Origin of the sequence: Nitrosospira sp. Nsp13, assembly GCF_900101945.1 — a bacterium.
Classification (GTDB): domain Bacteria; phylum Pseudomonadota; class Gammaproteobacteria; order Burkholderiales; family Nitrosomonadaceae; genus Nitrosospira; species Nitrosospira multiformis_D.
The window spans coordinates 727,244-747,506 of sequence record NZ_FMVD01000001.1; the positions used below are offsets into that span (position 1 = coordinate 727,244).

Sequence of the window (20,263 nt, forward strand, 5' to 3'; positions counted from 1 at the left end):
GAGGCGCTCCTCATTATTTGCTCATAATTTTTCGGTTCAACGACGTTAACAATCGATATTATTTTTGTCGTCATCCGTTCGGGTGATATTCTGTTTTTATTCATTCCGCTGCAGAGATCTGAGGTTATATCGACGATCCCCCTTGTCCACTTCATAACAACAACTCTTTGGGCTTCCCAGATAAGACGGACACATTCGATAGGTTATGACTAATGTGCTCCCCATAAAAAAGTGCCAGCTGGAATCTAGTAAAGTTCATTTTTCGAGAGGAGAACGGACATGACGAAGCGATTTTCAAACAAACAAATAATTGGGTTTTTGAAACAGAGACGGGGGCGCACCGGTCAGGGAATTGTGCCGGCAGCATGGCTTTAGCGTCGTTTTACACCTGGCGCGCCAAGTTTGGTGGGGTGACAATACCAGATGCCGAACGATTGCAAGACATTGAAGCAGAGAATAATCAGCTTAAGAAACTTCTGGCCGAGCCGCTTCTGAATGCTGAAGCCTTGAAGGTTATCCTGAGCCGAAAGATTAAATCCGTAGTGACGGCGATGCTTAATCAGTCGTGCCTGCCAGCTTGTGGAGATATCACGCACGGCTGACATAGAAAAGCAGATTTCGTCCCCAGCTATCGTTCGTCGTGGCTAGTTGGGGACGTCAGTATAGATATCAGGTGAAGCTCATGCTCCTGCACCGTGCAATTCTGCCTATGAGCATTAATCCAGCCAGCAGCATGGCGTAAGTTTGCGGTTCTGGCACCACGCTGGCAGTCTGCGCGGAGAGATCAAAGCCGACGCTCAGCGATCCATACCCAGCACCGCTGGTAACAACACCGAACACCAGGCTTCCTGCTTGAGAATCGGGAGATGGATTCCAGTAGTAGTCAGTTAATGAGTACGAAACATTTGACTGATTGCTTGCGCTTCCATTTTCTATATAGTTATTAAAGCTCGCATTGCCCGAAACGGTGGCATGATTGTAGCAATAATAGCAGTCGGAGTCCCCGGTTAAACTAAGTGTATAGGGAACAGTCACAGTCAGTATGCCAGGACCATCCGCAGAGAAATCCAGCGTCCTGCTTCCTGAAGAGGTGGTAGAACCATTTGTTGCCATCGCATTACCCAAAAAGCTTAATGACGAAGCCGAAGCGTCGGCATGTGCTGTTCCCGCATCCGCGTTAGTCTCCATCGTACTTGTCCAATTACTTGCTGACTTTGAATTGTTTTCAGTCATTTCATTCGACCCGGCGTGCGAGCTGAGCGATGTTTGGTAGTTGCCAAACGTCACCGCGGATCCTGAGTCGTTAAGGCTGGTAAACACTAATTGAAGCTTGCCCCAATCAATGGTGGCGGCAGCTGTAATTGGAGCCGCGATTGCACCTTGGCTCAGCCCAATGCTGATTGAGCCCAGGCCTATGACTAGGCCATATCTGAACTTATTCATATGAATCTCCTCAAAATGTACGGGTGCATCTCAGCGAATGCTGAGAGGATAGAATAAAAGAATAGATATCGAATTTCTGGCTGCAAACGCACCGTCAAGCAGGAGATAGAGGGATATACTGAAGAGTTCCTACGCTCTTACCTTGCTCTCTGCACTCCCAATTTATTCAGTATTCTTGGCAGCAGGATCACCCTGTAACTTCTTACAGCTATCCCTCCCGTCGATTGTCATGCTTAATGAGCATGGCAGCACTCGCGAAATCGAGTTGCGATAAACCACCTTCCGTTTATCGATTTTACTTCCCGTGCTTCCAGGGAGTCAGGGGCAATCATCCATGCGCGTATGTTTTATTTCTCATTCCGCCGGGCGGTATGGCGCGGAATTGGCTTTACTCGAGCTGCTGCAGGGACTGCTTTGCTCGGGTGTTGAAATCCTGGTACTGGTTCCGAAGAAGGGGCCGCTTCTCGACGAACTTGAGCGTCTGAATATCGAATGGCGAATCGTCGGCTATCCCGTCTGGATGTCTCGTCCCAGACGGCTTCGCTCCCGCGTGATACGCCTGCTGAAAACGGCACTGATGAGTATCCGGGTAGCATGGATAATCAGGAAATGGAATGCGGATATCGTCTACACCAATACCGTCGTGATCGGGGTGGGTGCGCTGGCCGCCCGACTATTACGCAGACCTCATGTCTGGCATTCGCACGAATCCCTGAAGCATAATCCCAGCCAGAAATTCGATCTGGGCGAACAGACAACTTCTTATCTCTTGCACCGCCTCTCCGCTGCGATTATCGTCACCTCTCGCTCCGTCAAGAATGACTACAAGCATCTTCCTGATCCGGACAGGATCCGCGTCGTCTACCAGTCCGTTACCCCGTGCGCCAATGCCGGCTCACCTGAGCCGGTCCAGAAACGGCTATTTTTCCAGTGCATCATCATTGGATCGCTGCATCCATGGAAAGGCCAGGATCAAGCCATCTCCGCGCTTGCGCAATTGACAGGCAGGAACATCAATGCGCACCTGCTGCTGGTGGGGGATGATGGAAGACGCTACCGCACGCAACTGGTGCAACAGGCAGAAGATCTCGACATGACGCGGCGCCTAACGTTTTACGGCTACGCCGAGGATCCCTTGCCTCTTATCAGGAACGCGGATGTGGTGCTCGTATGCTCCCGCTGGGAGGCTTTCGGCCGCGTGGCGATAGAAGCCATGCTCGCGGGGAAGCCTGTGATAGGAAGCGCGAGGGGAGCCACCACGGAAATCATTCAGCATGGACAAACAGGCCTTCTCTATGAGTGGGGCAACATAGAGGATCTCGCGGAAAAGATACAGTTCCTGCACGACAATCCGGAGGAAGCCCGCCGGATCGGACATACCGCTCAGCAATGGGCAGCGAACCGGTTTACCCAGAATCGATATGCGCAGGAAATCCTCGATATTCTGTCAGAAGTGGCGCCAAACCCATCCGGTCCGACAATGCAGCATTTTTCAACCGGTAAGGTGGCTGTGTCGGGGGCGGCTGTGTCGGAGATAGTTGAAAATGAGCCGGTTGCGTCCGGCATGGCCGAGATGGAAACCCAGGTGGAAACATCTAACCGGGGAGCTATTTAAAATATGGAGCGGTATGTCAGCAACTCCGTCAGCTCCCTTTAAATAGTGGCGAGTATGCTGAAATGTCTCCGTAGGATTTGTTGATGGTTTTCAGGTATGGCATCTTGATTTTCACAGCTATCGCGATTCTGATGTACGGCATTCTAAAACCCCATCGCAACTGGGACATGGTGGCTTATGTCGCTGCCGCTCATCACAAGGATGGCTATCGAGGCGCGGACTTGACCAGGGAAACCTACGAAGACATCAGAAAGGTGGTGAGCAGCAGAAGATTCACGCTGCTTACCACAGGAGAATACAGTGAGACGGTATTCAAGGATTCTTCGTCCCTGGAGCAGCAGATTCCTTTTTATTCCATACGGGTCGCATATATTGAACTCATGCGGTTGCTCAAGGAAACCGGCTTGAGCTATACAAGATCGACCTTCGTCATCAGCGCGTGCTTCGCCGCGTTGTCCGTGCTGATGCTGGGCCTGATCATTTTAAAAACCTCGGTACCGATAGGAATGCTGCCCATCGTTGTAGCCGTTACGGGATACACGGATCTCGCGCGCCTTTCCACGCCGGATGCGATGGCATGTTTGTTCTCCCTGATGGGAATATACAGCTTGATGGCAAAGCGCAGGATAGTCTTTCTGATAGCGGCAATCCTGCCCTTGATAAGAAGCGATTTTGTTTTGCTATCGGGTCTTCTGATGGGTTATGCCTATTTGCAGGGGACAAGACTTCTTTCATTGCTGTTCCTGATCTTTGCCGTCAGTTCTTATATTCTCGTCACAAAACTTAATGAGGGCTATGGATACTTGACCCTCTTTAACTTCGCCTTCATCAGCTCGCCCGTCCCCTATCCCGCAGATATGGTGATGTCGGCCCGGCTCGGGGATTATGTGGCACCCTATTGGCTATTATTCAATACCCTGATTCTTCATTCCCACGCGGTCATATATATCGTGGCACTCTACCTCTTCTGGCTGAAAGGAGGATGGCAAATGAAAAAACAGGCCAAATTCTATGGCCTGTTTGCCCTCCCCTTTATCTTCACCGTGGGGCACCTGATTTTATTCCCGTCCGACCACTTTCGTTTTTTTACATTTTCAGCTTCTTTAATTCTGGTCTGGATCCTGGATTCCTTAGCACAGCCGGTCGCACCGGTCGCAATGGAGACCTGATATTTTCATTCATGGCCCGTTCGCCGGATCATCATTGTCTTCCACCGCCCCAAAGGGAATATTTCATGGATGCGAGATAGACTTTGATGATTGCCCGGTAAGGTTTCGGCAGCAGGCTTTTATATAGCACGACGATATTCTGTCTGGCCCAGCCCCATACCCGATAACGTAACATAAAATAAAAAAAATTCTCTGGAAGATGCTTCCAGACCTGATAACGGTTCAGGAGCAGGTCGCCCAACCCTATTCTTAAAGCATGAGGCAGCAGGATTTCCGGCGGATAGCGAACGTCAAAGGGATAGGGCTGCTCCAGCGTTGCGCCTGTCAAAAAGTGCGTGCGGATTACCCTGGCCGGATCGTCGCCGAAATAACGCGGGTGAGCAAGCCATAAGTTCGGTCTCATATCAGCTTCAAAAAAATAGAGATTCCCATCGATGTTGGAGCGGATGGAACTGATGTTCACGAAACCGTGCGCACCCAAGGCGCTGCCCAGTAAGCCGAGGTCATCAAAAACCCTTTGTTCCAATAGGGAAAGCTGGATGTATCGCCTGACCGTGGTTGGACCGAATCTGTACTTGTATTTTTCCGGGATGGAGTAGGCAAAATGGATGAGCTTTCCGTTCTGATAAAAAGCCTCCATAGACACCTCGATGCCTTGTACCTTCTTTTGTACCAGAACGGGATACGCTTTGACTCTTCCTATTGCATTCTCCAGATCGCCAGGGTCCGAGCTTTCGAATATTCCGGTGCCTCCCGAAGCGGAATCAAGCTTGATGAATAAAGGGTGACCCAATTCCCTTGCAGCATTCCTTAGTCCCTCTTCATCGTTGGCAATCCGGAAATCGGGAGTAAGCAGCCCATTTTTCCTGAAAGCCTGGGACAAGCCGGTTTTTGAGAAGACATGCGCAAGATGTTCCTTTGAGGTGACGGGAAGCAACGCCAATTTTTCATCGATGGAAAGATCGGAATGCAATATCTTTCCCAGGGTGGGATCATCTCCGATCACGACCAGAGCGTATTCCTTTTTTATCTTTTCCGAAGCGATTTTCAAAAGAACATCATTTTTTTTTGCAAGAGAATAATCTCGTATCGACCGATTCCTTTTAAAAAGGGGATTGGTCGAAATTACGTCCACGGTAAATCCAGTCCGTGTTAATAGATTCAGCGCGGCCACCATCAACTCTGGCCACGCACCACCTATCAAAAGGGCATCGAGCTTATGCATTTTATTTTGCCGCGTTTCCAAGGATGGGAGCATCGTGATGGGAAGCCGTCACCGAGCCGCCAGGGTGAAGAATTTGCTTTGAGGATCTGATACTCAACATTAAGTGTCAATGTCGGAACTGTTTTCGATTCTAGCTTCTTCCTTGCACCCGGCAAGCTGTATATTCCTACAGCTATTTTTCTTTTACATTTTGCTGTTGGCCAATGGCGAGCACCTGGTAATCCTAAATCCGGTAGTTGGACGAGGTGAAGTGTATGGTTTTTGGGGTACGGGACAAGACGCAATAATGCGAAATGGGACCGCACAGGGCGGAGCAGTGCCTTCCGCAGGAAGGTGCGAACCCGAAGCGGGATACGGGCGCCCCACGCACGTGGAACGCGATCGCGGCATCCCTTACGCTGCCCGATCCCCGCTTCGCGGAGCCCCTCGTGCGACGCTTCGGGGCGCCATTCCATTTCAAGGTGTTGCAACGCAGCCATGCGCCACAAAAACCGTGCAATTCAAACCTGTAAGACAGTTTTATACTATTCTAGATTCTGAAGGTGTGAAACTGCGATGTTAAGCTATGTGCTCGGAACAATCCTCATTGGCACTCGGTGGAGCAAGCGGGTCTTATTTATCAAACAATAGCAAGGGAGTAACACATGACGATCATTTCTGTGATCATCGGAAGTACTCGCGAAGGCCGCTTTTCCGAGAAACCGGCAAATTGGATTGCGCAGCACCTCAGGGAGCGCGATGACATTGAAACGCGGCTGCTGGACCTCCGCGACTTTCCAATGCCTTTCTTTGACCAGCCCGTGCCGCCCGCCTCGCCCGGCCGCGCGCCGTACTCCCACGAAGTCGTTCATAAATGGACCGCCGAAATCGCGCAGGCCGACGGCTTCGTCTTTGTCACCCCGGAGTATAACTACGGCCCGCCAGCGGTGCTCAAGAACGCCCTGGACTGGGTTTATCCAGAATGGAATCGCAAGGCAGCGGCATTCGTGAGTTACGGTAGCGTTGCCGGTGCCCGCGGCGTCCAGCAGCTCCGACAAATCGCAATTGAGCTTCAACTTGCCCCGGTTCGCTCTTCGGTACATATCCCTGTCGCTACCCTTTGGGCGCATTTCCAAGGGGGCGATGTTGATGCCGGACTAGCGGAACTCTCAGGACCCGCCGGAATACTGATCGACGATCTACTGTGGTGGACCACAGCGCTCAAGACGGCGCGTACTGCTTCGACCAGTTAACTATTCAACGTGATCAGGCGCCGAAGATTGTCCACTGGAGCCCAGTAGCCGAATCTAACAGCAGTCGAATTTAACTACTGGGCATAGAAAGCATCACGACCTGAACGGAGAACAGAACATGGAAAACGAGTTTGCGGCCCCCGCAGCGAAGCTGGCATCCGCCCGGCAGGACTCAGCGCCCTCCCCCGAGCGGCTGATACGTGCATTGCGAACATTGAGCGCCGTCAATCACGCGCTCCTGCAGGCATCGAGTGAAGCCGCCCTGCTGGCGGAAATCTGCCGTGTCCTGGTTGAGGAAAGCCGCTACCGCATGGCCTGGATAAGTCAAGCCGAGCACGATGCGGAAAAATCCATACGCCCGCTCGCGCACGCGGGGATCGAAGAAGGCTGGCTCGCGACGCTGCCCAACACTTGGGCCGATACCGAGCGCGGACGCGGACCGACGGGCACGGCGATTCGCGCTGGCGAGCCGCAAGTGGTGCGCGAAGTTCTCGGCGATCCGCGCTATGCACTATGGCGGGACGAGGCGCTCCGGCGCGGCTACGCGTCGGTGATTTCGCTGCCGGTGCGCGTGGACGGAACGGTGACGGGCGCACTGACGATATACGCGGCGGAACCGGACGCGTTCGACGACGAGGAACGGCGGCTGCTCGTCGAAACCGCTGCCAGCCTGGGCTTTGGCATCTCCACGTTGCGGGCGCGGCAAAAGGCTGGCGAGGCCGATGCGACGATCAGACACATCGCCAATTACGACGCGCTGACCGATCTGCCGAACCGCATGCGGCTGCTCGAGCTTCTCGCTGAAATGATTGTCAACTGCAGTCGAGAGAACAGGCCGTTCGCGTTGTTAATATTGAGCATCGGACGATTCCACGATATCAACGAGGTATTCGGCTACCGCGAAGGAGATAAGCTGGTGCAGGAGGTCGCGCGGCGCGTCACCGGCGCGCTGCTGCCTGCAGATGTCGCCGCGCGCGTGGATGAGAACAAGTTTGCGGTCCTACTGCCCAAGGCGTCAGCCAACCGCGCGACGGCGATCGCAAAGGTGCTGGTCGGCGCGCTCACCGCGCCTATCGAGCTGTCGGGCTCGCTGCTCGAGCCGCAGATCGGGGTCGGCATCGCACTCTTTCCGGGGCATGGCACGGATCCTGATACTCTGATACGGCACGGCAACATGGCTTTGTTTCAGGTACGGCGCGGCAACATGGCTTTGTTTCAGACCGAGCAGAGCGGCGAAGATTTCGCGCTCTACAGCGGCCAGTTCGACAAGGACATCGCGCACCGCGTGTCCCTGATTGGCGGCCTCAGGCGCGCGATCGAAAACGATGAACTGCTGCTCTATTGCCAGCCCAAGGTGCACATCCGCAGCGCGAAGGTGTGCGGCGCGGAAGCGCTCATGCGCTGGCGTCATCCGCGCGAGGGTCTGATCGGTCCCGGCGAGTTCGTGAAGCTCGCGGAGCGCACCGGAATGATTTCGCCGCTCACGCACTGGATGCTGGACGCCGCGTTTCGCCAGACCTATGCATGGCATCAGGCCGGCACCAGTAACCCGCTCGCGGTCAACCTGTCGGCGGCCGATCTGCGCGATCCGAAGCTGCTTGACCATATCAGGAACGGCTTCGCCACGTGGGGCAGCGAACCGGATGACATGCAGTTCGAGCTCACGGAGAGCGCGTTGATGGAAGACCCCGCAGGCGCGTTCGAAACTCTGTCGAAGCTCAAGTCGCTGGGCGTGAGGCTGCTGATCGACGATTTCGGCACGGGATATTCTTCATTGAGCTACCTGCAGAAGCTGCCGGTGGACACGATCAAGATAGACCAGTCTTTCATTTCCAGGGTCACGGCGAACGAACAGTCCGCGGCGATCGTGCGCTTCATCATCGAGCTCGCCCACACGCTCAAGCTCGAAGTCGTGGCCGAAGGCGTCGAGGATCAGGCGACGTGGGAACGCATTGCCGAGCTCGGGTGCGACGTGGTGCAGGGCTATTGGGTGAGCAAGCCGATGCCGGTGGGCGAGTTCAGCGATTGGCAGACGCAATCGCGCTGGCACGCGTAGCGGCAAGACTTCTCGGTGCCACCGGTACCCGGATTTACCCCATTTTCATGGGCGGTTTGGTTAGGGTCTATTAACACTTATTTCGCACCCGCGTTGCTACACAAAAAACGCAGAGGCAAGGCGCGAAGCGCAGGCCATAGTAGGCCTATGGCCAAACTTCGCAACGCGGCATCCGCGTTTTTTGTGCGCAACCCCGAAGGGACGGGTGCAAAATAAGTGTTAACAGGCCCTAAGTCTAAAGGAATGATTATTTAGACTGGCCCTCGAAATAAGCACTGGCGTCAAGCAGCGGCTTGGGATCACCACCTTGGCGCGTAACAATCGCCGCCGTCTCTCTGTAATGCTTTGCCAGCGATCCTGCCTGCCGGGAGTATAGCGGTTCCCGCACCTTTGACTTCTCGTCATTTTCCTTTCTGAGCTTCTTTCTGATCTCTTCATTATTGGTTTGTTGAAGTATCTCATCGGCCCTTTTTTTGTCCGGGGTCAACTCCGCGGCTCCCTTTGTGACCGCATAGGCCAGTTCCTCGGCTCCGGCGCCCGTCGTCACTGTCATGGCAACGATCAACAGGGCAAGGAAGATCTTGGTCGAGTAGATACAATGTATCATTTGGAACATCCTCCTAATCGTTCACGTTTCTGGCAAAAAATTGGGAAGTAGTGAATGCTCATTGAGTCAGCGCCCGGTCAACTGGAAACACCGTGGAGTTCGTATTCACGGTAATCCGCCCGATAAATTGACCCCCATACAGGTCTCCGCCTGCGACACCCGTAACAAGAAGATGGGACACAGGTTTGTCGGCGGACACCGTAATCTGATTCGCCGTGCGATTCCACGTCGCTTGAATAGCCGCGGATTTAGTATCGAGACTTTCCTGCGTATAGTCGCCAATCAGATAATAGGGATAGTTCTTGACCGGCAAGTTGAACAGCCGCTCGTATTCTGTGAAGACAGCATTGAGCCAGTCAAACTGGAGGGTATTACCGCTTTCGTCATATTTGGCCAGGTTCGTCTGATGGAAAAAATGCGGCCACTTATTGAAGGTCAGCATGTGCCGCAATGCGATATCGGCTTCGGTCGCGAGAATCTCCGCATAATTCCGGGGGGTGCAAAGTGCTTCCGGTATTTCACATGGATTTTGCCCGGTGCTTACAAATCGCCCGTGAAACAGATAGTTGTATTCATCTTCCAACTGGAATGGATTCGTCACATTATAGAAAATATTGGCGGGCCAGCGTGGCAACGCAAGCCGATCCTTCTGGCTGCCATCATCGTACTGAGTGATATACCGTTCAACGTTCTGAGCCCGTTGCGATGAATCGAAGGCAAGATAGTCCACACCAGCCTTGGCAGCAGCCTGAAGAAACAGCGGATTGGCCCCGCCCTCATCAAATGGCACGTCGTCAGCCTGGACATTGAACATTTCCGGATGCAAAGCGATCTCATCGGTGCATTTGGGGTCTTTCAGGCCAGAGTGTTTGCCGCTCACGAGCACCCGGCTGTTCTGACTCTCCTCGGGAAGACCCAGAAGCGCCCAGACCTGCCGGTTCTTGATAATCTCCGCCTGGATGGCCGCAATCGTAGTAAAGGCAGCATAATCACAACGCGCATCCGCCGTAACCGGCGCCTTATGCATGTCTGCATGCGTATAAGTGTGATTGATGAAGCGGAAATGCGCTTTATTGGCAACCACTGCGGCCACCAGGTCTTCCGCCAGATTCGCGGTCAATGTCGCCGCCCCCGGATCCACCACCGCCCCGGAACCATTGAACGCAAAATCCAGCTTGAAAGTACCAGCTGCCGGATGCGCGGCGCGAAAGGCAGTCTGTTTGCTCACTGCATTGTTAATGTCATCGCCTCTCAACCGATAAGTATGGGCAGGATTATTTCTCTTGAGAGCCGGATCCCATAGGTTGTTTGCAAGAAACAAATCGTCCGAATGGGCAGCCATATGGACATGGCGCGCCCCAATGAATACCCCTTGCGTCACCCAGTTGACAAACTCGTAAGCAAGAACATTCGAATGGACGAAGAACGGGGCATGAGTAATCGTCGAAATCATCACTTCGCGTACCGGTGTTGTCCGGGAAGGCATCATGTATCGTACGATCGATACCAGCGCTTCACCATTCTGGGTTCTCAGTAGGGGCTCAACGCTGGGAACAGAACCATCCCGCAGGCCGTTGGCATCATTTCGAGGATTCGCGGCGAAGGCAAAGTCCGTGATGGGAAGTGGATTAGCCTGGTTCACATACTCAAAAACTTCCTTGCTGTATCCGCCAGGCACTGTCCACCGGGCGACGTAATCGGTTGAGCTGGATGAATAGACCAGGCCATAATCCAGATAAATTCCATAAGGAGGATTTGGGTCCCGGTAAGTGCCCGGCCATCCCGACAGCACCGCTTGGCGGACACCAAAGCCTTTCTGGTAATCGTGCAGCATGTCCCATTCTGCTGGCGTGAAGCCCGGAACCAGATCGGTATCCGTCAGGATGATGCCATTATAGTTGCCTACACAGCCCGCCTCCTCCGCCTTGCAGACAGCTCCGGCAGAAGTAGAGGCAAGCATCGCTGCCGTTAAATCCTGCGTGCCGGCATTTAATACCTCGTATGGCACCCCCATTTGTTCAAGCACAGGCTTGATGTAGGCGAACCCCAGATCTTCCGCCACCTCGCCTGTCGTGATGACCAATATCCTTAGTTTGACGGCGTTATCAGCAAACGCAGGCGACGACGCCACAGCAATGAAAGCCAGCCATATCGTCATTAAAGCCAGCAGCGAGCGTCTCATATTCAACTTCTTTTCATGAAATAAAATTTCCTTTTCGCAGACCCTATGAACGTTAAGACAGCGAGTATCGCAAGATCGTGCAAACGGCTGCCTAGAGCCGACGCATTCAGGGCAGCTCCAACTATTTCCATGCGACTTATTCTTCCGCGATAGCCCATTTCACTATAACGTTTAGTCCTTGGAGAAGGATGACCGGAAAACCGATCATTGCAATAATTTTATTGCCGTCAAGCGTAAGAAAGCCTGGCGCAAGCGATTGAACAGATGGCGTCCGAATTTTGCCGACAAATAGGCACTTGAGAGTGCGCTATCGCAAACCTGCCGGAAGTCAGCCTATATCCAATAGTTGACCGGATGAAGTGTGTAGTTTTTGGGGTGCGGGGCAAGGCACAACGAAGCGGAATGGCCGATCTATTCCACTGCAATCGGACGTTCTCGTCCTTTCGCAAAAGGTATTCCCACTCGCAATGTAGGAATAGTGAAATTTATGCTGGAGGCCAGCACGGTCCTGCATCAATGGCAACCGGGCGATGGAGAACTGCCGAAACGTCAAGGGACAGAGTATTCAAACCCGGACAATCCATTAGGCGGCTTTCCGAACTTGTCCAAGCAGGCAATCAGTTTTCGCCTAATGAGTTATCCGGATTAAAACAGGCAGGCGAGGCAAACCGGCTGCATATGCCGCCCATACACATTGGAGTAGCGAATTTCTGGGTGCGGAAAAGCTAACCGGCATACACCCGCGCTAATTCAGCGACATCAATCTTCTTCATACGAAGCATCGCCTCCATAACCCTTCCCGACTTTTCCGGGTCGGCGTCACTCATCATTTTGGGCAAAATGCTGGGAATTATTTGCCAAGACGCACCATATTTGTCCTTCAGCCAACCGCACTGCTGTGCCTTTTCGTCTCCGCCTGCAGATAGTTTCTCCCAGTAGTGATCCACTTCTTCCCTGGTTTCACAATCGACCTGAAACGAGATGGCCTCGTTGAACTTGAACGTCGGGCCGCCGTTAAGCGCGGTAAATGCCTGTCCATCGAGTTCAAACGCAATGGTCATTACTGATCCCGCTGGTTTTCCGTGCACCTCACGTCCTGCTTCTCCATAGTGGGAAATGTTCAAAATCCTTGAATTCCGAAAAATACTGATATAAAACTCAACCGCTTCTTCAGCCTGACTATCGAACCACAAACAAGGGGTGATTTTTTGAGTATTTGGCATGATGTTTTCTCCAGTCGGAATTAATAATAAATATGAATGACCATACTATCGGCTAGTCGGTTGCGAAACGCTGATATCGACACAAGGGAATTAAAATTATTTTCACGCCTCACCTTACGCTGCCCCAGCCAGACTCCTTCCGCTGGCGGTCACCTACTGCTCAAGCAATGTCACCACGCCGCTCGTACCGTCAACTTCCACCATGTCCCCGTCCTTGAGTCCACCCAGTATTCCCGGCAGGTTGACTACTGCTGGAATACCGAATTCACGGGCGACGATCGCGCCATGCGACAAATAACCTCCAGTCTCCACCACCAGTCCGCCCGCACTGAGAAAAAGTGGTGTCCAGCCGGGATCGGTGGAAGGAGCGACGAGAATATCGCCTGGCTGCAGCCTGTAGCCCTCGGAAGGGTGTCGCAGAAGGCACGCTTTACCTCTGGCGCGGCCTGTACCGGTGGGTATGCCCTGGTAGCGTGGTGAATCATTTTCTGGTGCAACGGCGTCTTGTGCCTGCCAGCCCGGCGTCGAATGCTTAGATGCTTCAACCAGAACATCCGGCGCTATTTCCTGTGACCATTGCTCGAATAGCCTGTTCCGCTCGGCCACGCGCGCCCTCACACCGGCTGCCGGAATATCACCGCCTAGCGCCCGCAGTATTTCAGAGAGCATGAGCTGAAAAATATCCGCTTCCCGCATCAACGCCCCCTGCCTGGCCAGATAGCGTCCGGCAGCCAGCAACAGCTGGCGTTCCGGTTCCATATAGGCAACCAGGGCGCTGCGTGCGGCTTCACGCTGGTTGCATTCCTGGCGCGTCGCATTTGCCAGTCCCTCGATAAACGCCCGCTTCCAAAATGGCACGCCGGTCTTGATGCGCGTCAGGGCTTCCGCCACGGCTGCCTGCTGGCGAACCCGCAGAGCCACTTCATCAACTTCGGCCAGTTGTGCCAGTGACGACAACAAGTATTCCGGCGCTTCCCGCCATCGCGGATTGCGGAAATAGGTTTCATACAACCCGCGATGGCCATAATGTTCAAGAAATCTATCGAAAGCATGCTGAAATTCTGGATTTTTTCCATACTGGCAACGCTGACGGCTGCCCGAAGCTTCATGGCTTTCTCGCGACGCGATTTCCCGTGACAAACGTGCCAGGGCCATCAGCTCATAGCCTTGACGTGCAGTTACGCTCGGCTCGCCGCCTGCGAGCAAAGCCGTACCCAGCGCATATCCCTCGCCCGGAAAATAGCTGTCCAGCTGCTCGACCAGCATTGACAAGCTTCCGCCGCTAGAGCCCTGCAGAAAGAATAAATCGACCGCCCCCCGCCCTGCTCGAAACTGGCGCAGGATTTCCGCCTGCAATCCTGCCGCATCCCCAGGAGGCGTTTGTTTACGCCACTGACCCGCCTCAATCATCGCGCGCTCAACGGCTCGCATGCCCCGTCGGCGTTGAGCCGGAGAACGCAGCACATAGCGCAGCACCCGTCGCAAACGTGCAAGGCGATCGCCAAGACTCGTTGGAGGTACCACAATTTCCGGCTGATGACCGCCAATCAGCCCGTTCACCGCCTTGGGAGCAACGCCCAATGCATCGAAACATTCCCACTGCAACAAGGAAAGCGCCAGATAAAGCCGGCCGTGGAAGAACCCGGCACGTTGTGCCCCTGGCAGCACCGGGTAACCAGCCAGGAGATAACCTCGCGTGAGCAGTCCATTGACGAGCTTGCGTGAATTACTCCAGTCGATGGCCGACAGCGGCTCGGGCACCACTTCGCAGGTATTGCCGCGCGTCCAGTACACAGGCTGGGTTTGCAATGGGGCGTAGGTGTAATGGGGCCTTGCGGTAACCGGCCGACCCTGGGTCAGCCAAAACCGGTCGCCATCCCACACCCATTCCAGATCGTAGAAAGGATGTATAAAATCCAGCGCCACAGCGGCGTCGCGCAGTAACTCGACCAACTGTAAGGCTTGATTGGAAGAAAGAACAAAAGCCCCGGCTTCAGCCGCCGGTGTGGGGATCATTGCCGTTCCACTGCCCGGCTGGGTGACGGCTTTAGTCGCCTTGCCGCCCATTCGTCGGTGAAGCAATGTCCAGTGATCATCGAACGGATCTTCCGCAAAAACATATTCATCGCCGTCGGTCTGCCCCCCGACCAGCGATTCACCCAAGCCCCATTGCGCGTGGATGACCAGCCGGTCGTCACGGCCGCTGATAGGGTCGCAGGTAAAGGCAATACCGGAGGCCACGGCGGGCAGCAGGGGCATGATAATCACCGCCATGCCCGGCGCTGTATCGTCCGCACCCAACTCCAGTTTCCGCTGGTAAGCGATAGCTGCCGGGGACCACAGCGAGGACCAGACCTCATGAATAGCCGCCTGTATCTGTTCCATGCCGCATACATTCAGGCGGGAACGGTAAATACCGGCAAAAGAAGCCTTGGCCGAATCTTCCCCGGCAGCTGAAGAGCGCACGACCAGCGGCTTATTCAACCAGTCACGGGCGGCCAGGGCTTCCTGCAATGCGCCAGTTAATTCCGGGGGCAGTGCCGCTCCCGTATGTAACGGACACCACCCGGCTGGAATCACCAGCCCCTCCGGTACCGGCAAACCAAATTGTTTGAGCCGCGCCAATTGCCAGGCTTTGCCCCCCACCATCACCGCATCGGCAGCCAGAACGCCTTGCCAGTCGAGTATCGTCGGTTGCGCCGCCATGATTACGGCCGCGGCCTCAGTCCAAACAGAAAGAGATCAAGCATTCGGGAAAATTCCTCTGTCAACAACAGATCTTCATGCAGCAACCAGCGCAGCAGCGCCGCCAGATAGAGAAATTCCAGGTAAACCGCCAGGATGGCCGGCTCGAGCGCCGCGCAGAACTCTCCGCGTGCCTGCCCTTGCGCGATAAAATGGCCAAAAATACGATCTAGACCGCTGCGCGATTCGGCATCCAGCCGGCGTGGCTCGCTCAGCCGAAATTGTACGTAGGGCATCAGGTAGGCACGATGCGATTGGGACCATGCGGCGCTGCGTTCCAGAAAAACCCGCAATTGGCCTTCGAAACTGGGCAAGGAAGCAATGTCAGCCAAAACTTCGGGCCATGTCTTTTCCAGCTCGCGATGGAAACGATGGCGCAGCAGGGCCTCCTTGACCGGAAAATGCTTGTACAGCGTCCCCTTGGCGACATCCGCAACGTCAGCAATGCGCTCCATGGTCACCGCTGCGAAGCCCTCGCTTTCAAACAATCCCCAGGCCGTATCCGCCAGGAAATCGAGTAACTGCAGGCGCTTACGCTCGCGGCGGCCAATTTCAACGAAATGGTTCGCAATATGCATTTTGGTCCCTACTTTAATCGTCTATTCCGACTGCTCTTACCTTAACAAGATGAACAACGTATATAACTATACGACGTTCATTTATTTGTTGCAACACCTACTCACCCTTTTGGGATATGAAAATCGTAATGGGACGGCTCGTTTTTGGGTTGATATACGTGCAACATCACCATCAGATCGATGGCTGTCTGTTTACCATCCGGGCTTAATTTTATGAGGACAGTTAATGCGGTTTGATACCACTATTTAAAATTAGTATAGTTGCCGGTATAACCTGGACACTTCTCTGCGCGCACACCTCCCGCCAACTTTAGGAGCCGGTCTGTAAAAGTGTTTTTTGGCCTTTCCCGCATATAAATAAAACGATAAAGGTTTAATCTCTAGCGTTGCATATGATGTTAGGGTAATCTTGCGATGACGCGCGAGAAAGCCCATTTATCCCTGAATCCGCTAACAACATGATATCGGTTTTGGGTTCGAGAATAGGTGAAAGAGAATGCGATACAGTCTACTGGCGCGCTGAACTGATGATGCTATCCCTGGCCCCCAAAACTTTAAGACATGCCCTCGTCTGTGGCCTGCTTGCCAGCGCTTTATCTCTTGCGCCAGCATTTGCACAAAGCCCGATTACCATCGAATTCAAAGGTGCGGATCAAGCTGTCAAAACACTCTCTTTGAAAGACCTGAGCGCCATTACGCCAGCGGTCTCGCTGAAGGTTTTTGAAGTACATGAAAATGCTGAACGCATTTATCGCGCTTTCCCGACCCGGCCTGTGTTGGATAAGGTATTCGGCAAGGAGTGGGAAAAAGCACAGGAAATCGTATTCACCTCCATCGACGGATATCAACCAAGCATTCCGATAACGAAGTTCCTCGCATACGACGCCTACTTCGCCTTCGCACATGAGAGTGGCGCGCCATTCACGATGACAAATACGCTACAGAACAATGAAATCGTATCACTCGGACCGCTGTACCTGATCTGGGACAATATCAACTCAAAAGCACTGCTTGAATCCGGCGCATCGGACATGCCTTACCAGATCAAAAGCGTCGAGATTAAATTCGTAGTACCGTTTCCCAATATGGCTCCCCCGGCAAATGCCTCCGTGGAAGTACAACGAGGATTCGCGCATTTTCGCAAATATTGCGTCGCATGCCATACGATTAATGGCGAGGGCGGTGGTAAGGCACCAGAACTTAACTATCCGGTCAGCGTGGTCGAATACATCAAGCCTGAATACCTGAAGCGCTGGATCGAGAATCCCCAAACCATCCGGTACAACACGACGATGCCTGGGCTTGCAAGAGAGATACCCAACCGGGGAAAGATCGCGGAAGAACTTATCCTGTATCTCAAGATGATGAGTATTGCAAAGCGTGCTCCAGCAGGATCGCCTGCTTCTGAATCGCCACAACCACCAACCCGATAATACGCGCGTTCAAACGATTCCCACGAGACATGGCTACTCCGTTCGAAACCCGGTCAGACTAGGATCACACCTTCCCCCTCGATACCACATCGAACTTCAGCCCGCTGCTGCCCTCACCGCAACCCGTGACCTTGCTGCGGCCAATCCACAGCAATCCGCGTCCTTGGGCATCACGGGCGTAGTTGAAGCTGCGCTTGAGCTCGATGCCGTCACGCGGCACTTCCTCTTCTTCAACGCGCAGGTAGTCGCTGGCGACAGCGGCACCTGGATCGAGGCGCAGCAAACTGCCGCACGGGTGGAACATAAAACCTTGCAGCTGATTGTCCGCCCCGCCCTGAATTGGCGTGGTCTCGACGAAACTGTTACCGCGAAGCCGGGCGATGAATTCGCTATAACCTACGTTGCGCGGGTCGCTCAAACGGCTTTCAGTCACCTGATAGTAGCCAAAGCCGAGTTGAATCGGCGGGAGCTGCGCCGTGATGATGAGCAGCAGCGACCATCCACCCGGATTTTTGCTAAGAGAGTACTCATGATGCGCACAATGATTAGGGTTGAGTAAGGATAAGTTAAAAATTAACTTGCATTTTGCAACATACTACATTATGCTTTTGTCACTTGCTAATCACAAGTAAGTGGTACTTATCTAAATAACCCATTTTATTGGAGAGACATCATGCCGTTATGGAAGGTTTATCATCCCGCCGGAGCCTATACCGCGGAAGACAAAAAGAGTTTATCCGAGCGGCTTACGGGGCTGTACGCGAGCATTCCCATCCCTAAGTTCTATGTAGTAATCCTTTTTGAGGAAGTGGCCAAGGACTCCTGCTTTGTGGGTGGCGAACCGCATAACAAGTTTGTCCGGTTCAAGGTCGAGCATATTGCCCGGACACTGCCTGGTCCGGTTATCAGGGAATGGTGGGTCAGGACGGTTGACGAAATCATTGCTCCCTTCGTAAAGGACCGGGGATTCGATTGGGAAGTTTCTATTGATGAGACACCTTTCGATCTCTGGTCTCTTCAAGGGGAAATCCCACCGCCTTTTGAATCGGTGGCTGAGAAAAGGTGGGTTAAGGAAAATAAGGCGAGTGCCTATACCCTGGCGGAAAAACTTCCTGTCAGTCTTAGCCTCACTCCGGGAATAGCAGATCGATAGCTTTGGGCTTTATCTGGCCCAGGTGGGCCAGATCATTTCCCAATCCGGGACAGATGGCCGGTCGTCGTTTTCTAGATCTTCCCATCGGAAAACGAAAATCATTCAATTCAAACCATGGAGAACAATATGGCTTATCAAACGATCAACCCGGCAACCGGGAAGCTGATTAAAACCTATGCGGACATATCCGACCAGGATCTGGAAGCTGCACTTGCGAATGCACACAAGGCTTTCGAGACCGACTGGCGCCGACGCCCGGTAGCTGAACGAGCAAAGGTCGTTTCAGCCGCAGCCGCCATTCTTCGCAGAAAAAGCGAAGAATATGCCCATTACCTGACGCTGGAGATGGGCAAGCTCATCAACGAGGCGCGTGCGGAGATTGGCCTCTCCGCCGATATTCTGGACTACTACGCCAAGAAAGCCGAAAGCTATCTGAAGCCGAGAACGCTACCGGAATCTCGCGGCGCGGAGCTGCATATTGAGCCGGTTGGTGTCCTGCTCGGCATCGAACCATGGAATTTCCCCTACTATCAGATCGCGAGGGTGGCGGGGCCACAGCTCATGGTCGGCAACGTACTGCTGCTGAAGCATGCAGAGAGCGTGCCCCAATCGGCACTGGCTTTTGCCCGCCTCTTTGAGGAGGCCGGCGCACCGACAGGTGTCTACACGAACATTTTCGCCAGCATCCAACAAATCGGAAGAATTATCGAGGACCCACGCGTTCGAGGCGTAACCGTGACCGGCAGTGAGCGTGCAGGTGCAGCAGTCGCCGAACGTGCTGGTCGCAACCTCAAGAAATCTGTGATGGAGCTGGGTGGAAGCGATCCGCTGATTGTGCTGGAAGACGCGCCGATCGAATCCACGCTCGATAGCGCCTTAGTCGGACGGACGTTCAATGCCGGCCAATCCTGCATCGGATCGAAGCGCATCATCGTCGTCGGCAAGGAGCGTGGGAAGATATTCCTCGACGGTTTCGTTCAGCGCATGGCCTCGCTGAAAAGCGGGGATCCCGAAGATCCCGGAACTACCCTGGGGCCCCTGGTCTCCGAAAAGGCGCTGAACCTCTTGCTCGATCAGATCGCACAGGCCAAGAGGGATGGAGGAAAGATCGCAGTCGGCGGCAAAAGAATCGACCGTCCGGGCTTCTACCTGGAGCCGACCGTACTCACCGACCTCAGCAAGAACAATGCCATTTACACACAGGAGTTGTTCGGTCCGGTCGCCGCATTCTATGTCGTCGAGAACGAAGAAGAGGCCATTCATCTGGCCAATGCAACACCATTCGGTCTCGGTGCCTCGGTCTTTACGGCCGATATCAAGCGTGGCCGCAGGGTCGCAGCCAAGATCGACAGCGGCATGGTCTTCATCAATCAGCCAGCATGGACGGCCGCTGAACTTCCGTTCGGCGGTATCAAGAACTCGGGCTTCGGCCGCGAATTATCGGAACTGGGGTTCGGCGAATTTGTTAACGAGAAATTGATTAATGTTGCGCCTGCTGGCTCTCCGCCGTGGGGACCCGTTGCCCTCCATTAATCGAAATTCTCGAGTGCCTGCACCCTCTGCGCGCAATGGGCCGGAACATGTACCGTGTATCCTGTAACC

Annotated in this window: 16 protein-coding genes and 1 pseudogene; 9 read left to right on the top strand and 8 right to left on the bottom strand. The window is 53.8% G+C overall.

Annotated features, from left to right (window positions below; all coding sequences use genetic code 11):
- Window positions 1-279: 279 nt before the first annotated feature.
- Window positions 280-530, top strand: a pseudogene (locus BLO43_RS03265) (transposase); the annotation flags it as partial.
- A 139-nt stretch (window positions 531-669) separates the two neighbouring features.
- Here BLO43_RS03265 and BLO43_RS16700 read toward each other — a convergent pair.
- The gene (locus BLO43_RS16700) at window positions 670-1,443 is read right to left on the bottom strand and encodes a hypothetical protein (RefSeq protein ID WP_175443839.1); all 774 of its coding nucleotides are present in this window, start codon (window positions 1,441-1,443) and stop codon (window positions 670-672) included.
- A gap of 334 nt (window positions 1,444-1,777) precedes the next feature.
- On the opposite strand from BLO43_RS16700, the gene BLO43_RS03275 reads away from it, so the two are divergent.
- Together BLO43_RS03275 and BLO43_RS03280 are read left to right on the top strand one after the other, a co-directional pair.
- A complete protein-coding gene (locus BLO43_RS03275) occupies window positions 1,778-3,058 on the top strand; it encodes a glycosyltransferase family 4 protein (RefSeq protein ID WP_090905756.1) in 1,281 nt (426 codons plus the stop codon).
- An 83-nt stretch (window positions 3,059-3,141) separates the two neighbouring features.
- On the top strand, window positions 3,142-4,227 hold the full coding sequence (locus BLO43_RS03280; RefSeq protein WP_090905757.1) for a hypothetical protein: 1,086 nt from the start codon (window positions 3,142-3,144) through the stop codon (window positions 4,225-4,227).
- A 31-nt stretch (window positions 4,228-4,258) separates the two neighbouring features.
- Here the strand turns inward: BLO43_RS03280 and BLO43_RS03285 are convergent, their stop codons facing one another.
- On the bottom strand, window positions 4,259-5,278 hold the full coding sequence (locus BLO43_RS03285) for an ATP-grasp domain-containing protein (RefSeq protein WP_139149228.1): 1,020 nt from the start codon (window positions 5,276-5,278) through the stop codon (window positions 4,259-4,261).
- A gap of 467 nt (window positions 5,279-5,745) precedes the next feature.
- Here BLO43_RS03285 and BLO43_RS16335 point away from each other — a divergent pair, with 467 nt between their 5' ends.
- The 3 genes from BLO43_RS16335 (at window position 5,746) to BLO43_RS03300 (ending at window position 8,740) form a co-directional block, all read left to right on the top strand.
- Complete coding sequence (locus BLO43_RS16335; RefSeq protein ID WP_139149229.1) at window positions 5,746-5,964, top strand: hypothetical protein; 219 nt, start codon at window positions 5,746-5,748, stop codon at window positions 5,962-5,964.
- Between the two features lie 147 nt (window positions 5,965-6,111).
- The gene (locus BLO43_RS03295; RefSeq protein WP_217628014.1) at window positions 6,112-6,684 is read left to right on the top strand and encodes an NADPH-dependent FMN reductase; all 573 of its coding nucleotides are present in this window, start codon (window positions 6,112-6,114) and stop codon (window positions 6,682-6,684) included.
- 118 nt (window positions 6,685-6,802) lie between these two features.
- Window positions 6,803-8,740, top strand: coding sequence for a putative bifunctional diguanylate cyclase/phosphodiesterase (locus tag BLO43_RS03300; protein WP_090905761.1), 1,938 nt, complete (start codon window positions 6,803-6,805; stop codon window positions 8,738-8,740).
- Window positions 8,741-8,987: 247 nt separating this feature from the next.
- Here the strand turns inward: BLO43_RS03300 and BLO43_RS03305 are convergent, their stop codons facing one another.
- From BLO43_RS03305 to BLO43_RS03325, 5 genes are all read right to left on the bottom strand, one after another.
- The gene (locus BLO43_RS03305) at window positions 8,988-9,347 is read right to left on the bottom strand and encodes a hypothetical protein (protein WP_090905762.1); all 360 of its coding nucleotides are present in this window, start codon (window positions 9,345-9,347) and stop codon (window positions 8,988-8,990) included.
- Window positions 9,348-9,405: 58 nt separating this feature from the next.
- Window positions 9,406-11,529, bottom strand: coding sequence for an Agd3-related carbohydrate deacetylase (locus tag BLO43_RS03310; RefSeq protein WP_090905763.1), 2,124 nt, complete (start codon window positions 11,527-11,529; stop codon window positions 9,406-9,408).
- Window positions 11,530-12,254: 725 nt separating this feature from the next.
- A complete protein-coding gene (locus BLO43_RS03315) occupies window positions 12,255-12,752 on the bottom strand; it encodes a VOC family protein (RefSeq protein ID WP_090905764.1) in 498 nt (165 codons plus the stop codon).
- A gap of 153 nt (window positions 12,753-12,905) precedes the next feature.
- Window positions 12,906-15,458 (bottom strand): PEP/pyruvate-binding domain-containing protein, encoded by a 2,553-nt coding sequence (locus tag BLO43_RS03320; protein WP_090905765.1) that lies wholly within the window; start codon window positions 15,456-15,458, stop codon window positions 12,906-12,908.
- A gap of 2 nt (window positions 15,459-15,460) precedes the next feature.
- Complete coding sequence (locus BLO43_RS03325) at window positions 15,461-16,075, bottom strand: TetR/AcrR family transcriptional regulator (RefSeq protein WP_090905766.1); 615 nt, start codon at window positions 16,073-16,075, stop codon at window positions 15,461-15,463.
- Between the two features lie 470 nt (window positions 16,076-16,545).
- Between BLO43_RS03325 and BLO43_RS03330 the strand changes: the two genes are divergently transcribed.
- A complete protein-coding gene (locus BLO43_RS03330; RefSeq protein ID WP_254773298.1) occupies window positions 16,546-17,508 on the top strand; it encodes a c-type cytochrome in 963 nt (320 codons plus the stop codon).
- Window positions 17,509-17,572: 64 nt separating this feature from the next.
- Here BLO43_RS03330 and BLO43_RS03335 read toward each other — a convergent pair whose 3' ends face one another.
- Window positions 17,573-17,941: a hypothetical protein gene (locus BLO43_RS03335; protein ID WP_139149230.1), complete on the bottom strand. Its 369-nt coding sequence runs from the start codon at window positions 17,939-17,941 to the stop codon at window positions 17,573-17,575.
- A gap of 240 nt (window positions 17,942-18,181) precedes the next feature.
- Here BLO43_RS03335 and BLO43_RS03340 point away from each other — a divergent pair, with 240 nt between their 5' ends.
- Window positions 18,182-18,661 (top strand): tautomerase family protein, encoded by a 480-nt coding sequence (locus BLO43_RS03340; protein WP_090905769.1) that lies wholly within the window; start codon window positions 18,182-18,184, stop codon window positions 18,659-18,661.
- 126 nt (window positions 18,662-18,787) lie between these two features.
- Window positions 18,788-20,194, top strand: coding sequence for an NAD-dependent succinate-semialdehyde dehydrogenase (locus tag BLO43_RS03345; protein WP_090905770.1), 1,407 nt, complete (start codon window positions 18,788-18,790; stop codon window positions 20,192-20,194).
- Window positions 20,195-20,263 lie beyond the last annotated feature (69 nt).

Bases quoted from the DNA above. Each gene is read 5' to 3' on its own strand.
- BLO43_RS16700 (WP_175443839.1), bottom strand. From the start codon at position 1,443: ATGAATAAGTTCAGATATGGCCTAGTCATAGGCCTGGGCTCAATCAGC.
- BLO43_RS03275 (WP_090905756.1), top strand. From the start codon at position 1,778: ATGCGCGTATGTTTTATTTCTCATTCCGCCGGGCGGTATGGCGCGGAA.
- BLO43_RS03280 (WP_090905757.1), top strand. From the start codon at position 3,142: ATGGTTTTCAGGTATGGCATCTTGATTTTCACAGCTATCGCGATTCTG.
- BLO43_RS16335 (WP_139149229.1), top strand. From the start codon at position 5,746: ATGGGACCGCACAGGGCGGAGCAGTGCCTTCCGCAGGAAGGTGCGAAC.
- BLO43_RS03300 (WP_090905761.1), top strand. From the start codon at position 6,803: ATGGAAAACGAGTTTGCGGCCCCCGCAGCGAAGCTGGCATCCGCCCGG.
- BLO43_RS03305 (WP_090905762.1), bottom strand. From the start codon at position 9,347: ATGATACATTGTATCTACTCGACCAAGATCTTCCTTGCCCTGTTGATC.
- BLO43_RS03310 (WP_090905763.1), bottom strand. From the start codon at position 11,529: ATGAGACGCTCGCTGCTGGCTTTAATGACGATATGGCTGGCTTTCATT.
- BLO43_RS03315 (WP_090905764.1), bottom strand. From the start codon at position 12,752: ATGCCAAATACTCAAAAAATCACCCCTTGTTTGTGGTTCGATAGTCAG.
- BLO43_RS03320 (WP_090905765.1), bottom strand. From the start codon at position 15,458: ATGGCGGCGCAACCGACGATACTCGACTGGCAAGGCGTTCTGGCTGCC.
- BLO43_RS03325 (WP_090905766.1), bottom strand. From the start codon at position 16,075: ATGCATATTGCGAACCATTTCGTTGAAATTGGCCGCCGCGAGCGTAAG.
- BLO43_RS03340 (WP_090905769.1), top strand. From the start codon at position 18,182: ATGCCGTTATGGAAGGTTTATCATCCCGCCGGAGCCTATACCGCGGAA.
- BLO43_RS03345 (WP_090905770.1), top strand. From the start codon at position 18,788: ATGGCTTATCAAACGATCAACCCGGCAACCGGGAAGCTGATTAAAACC.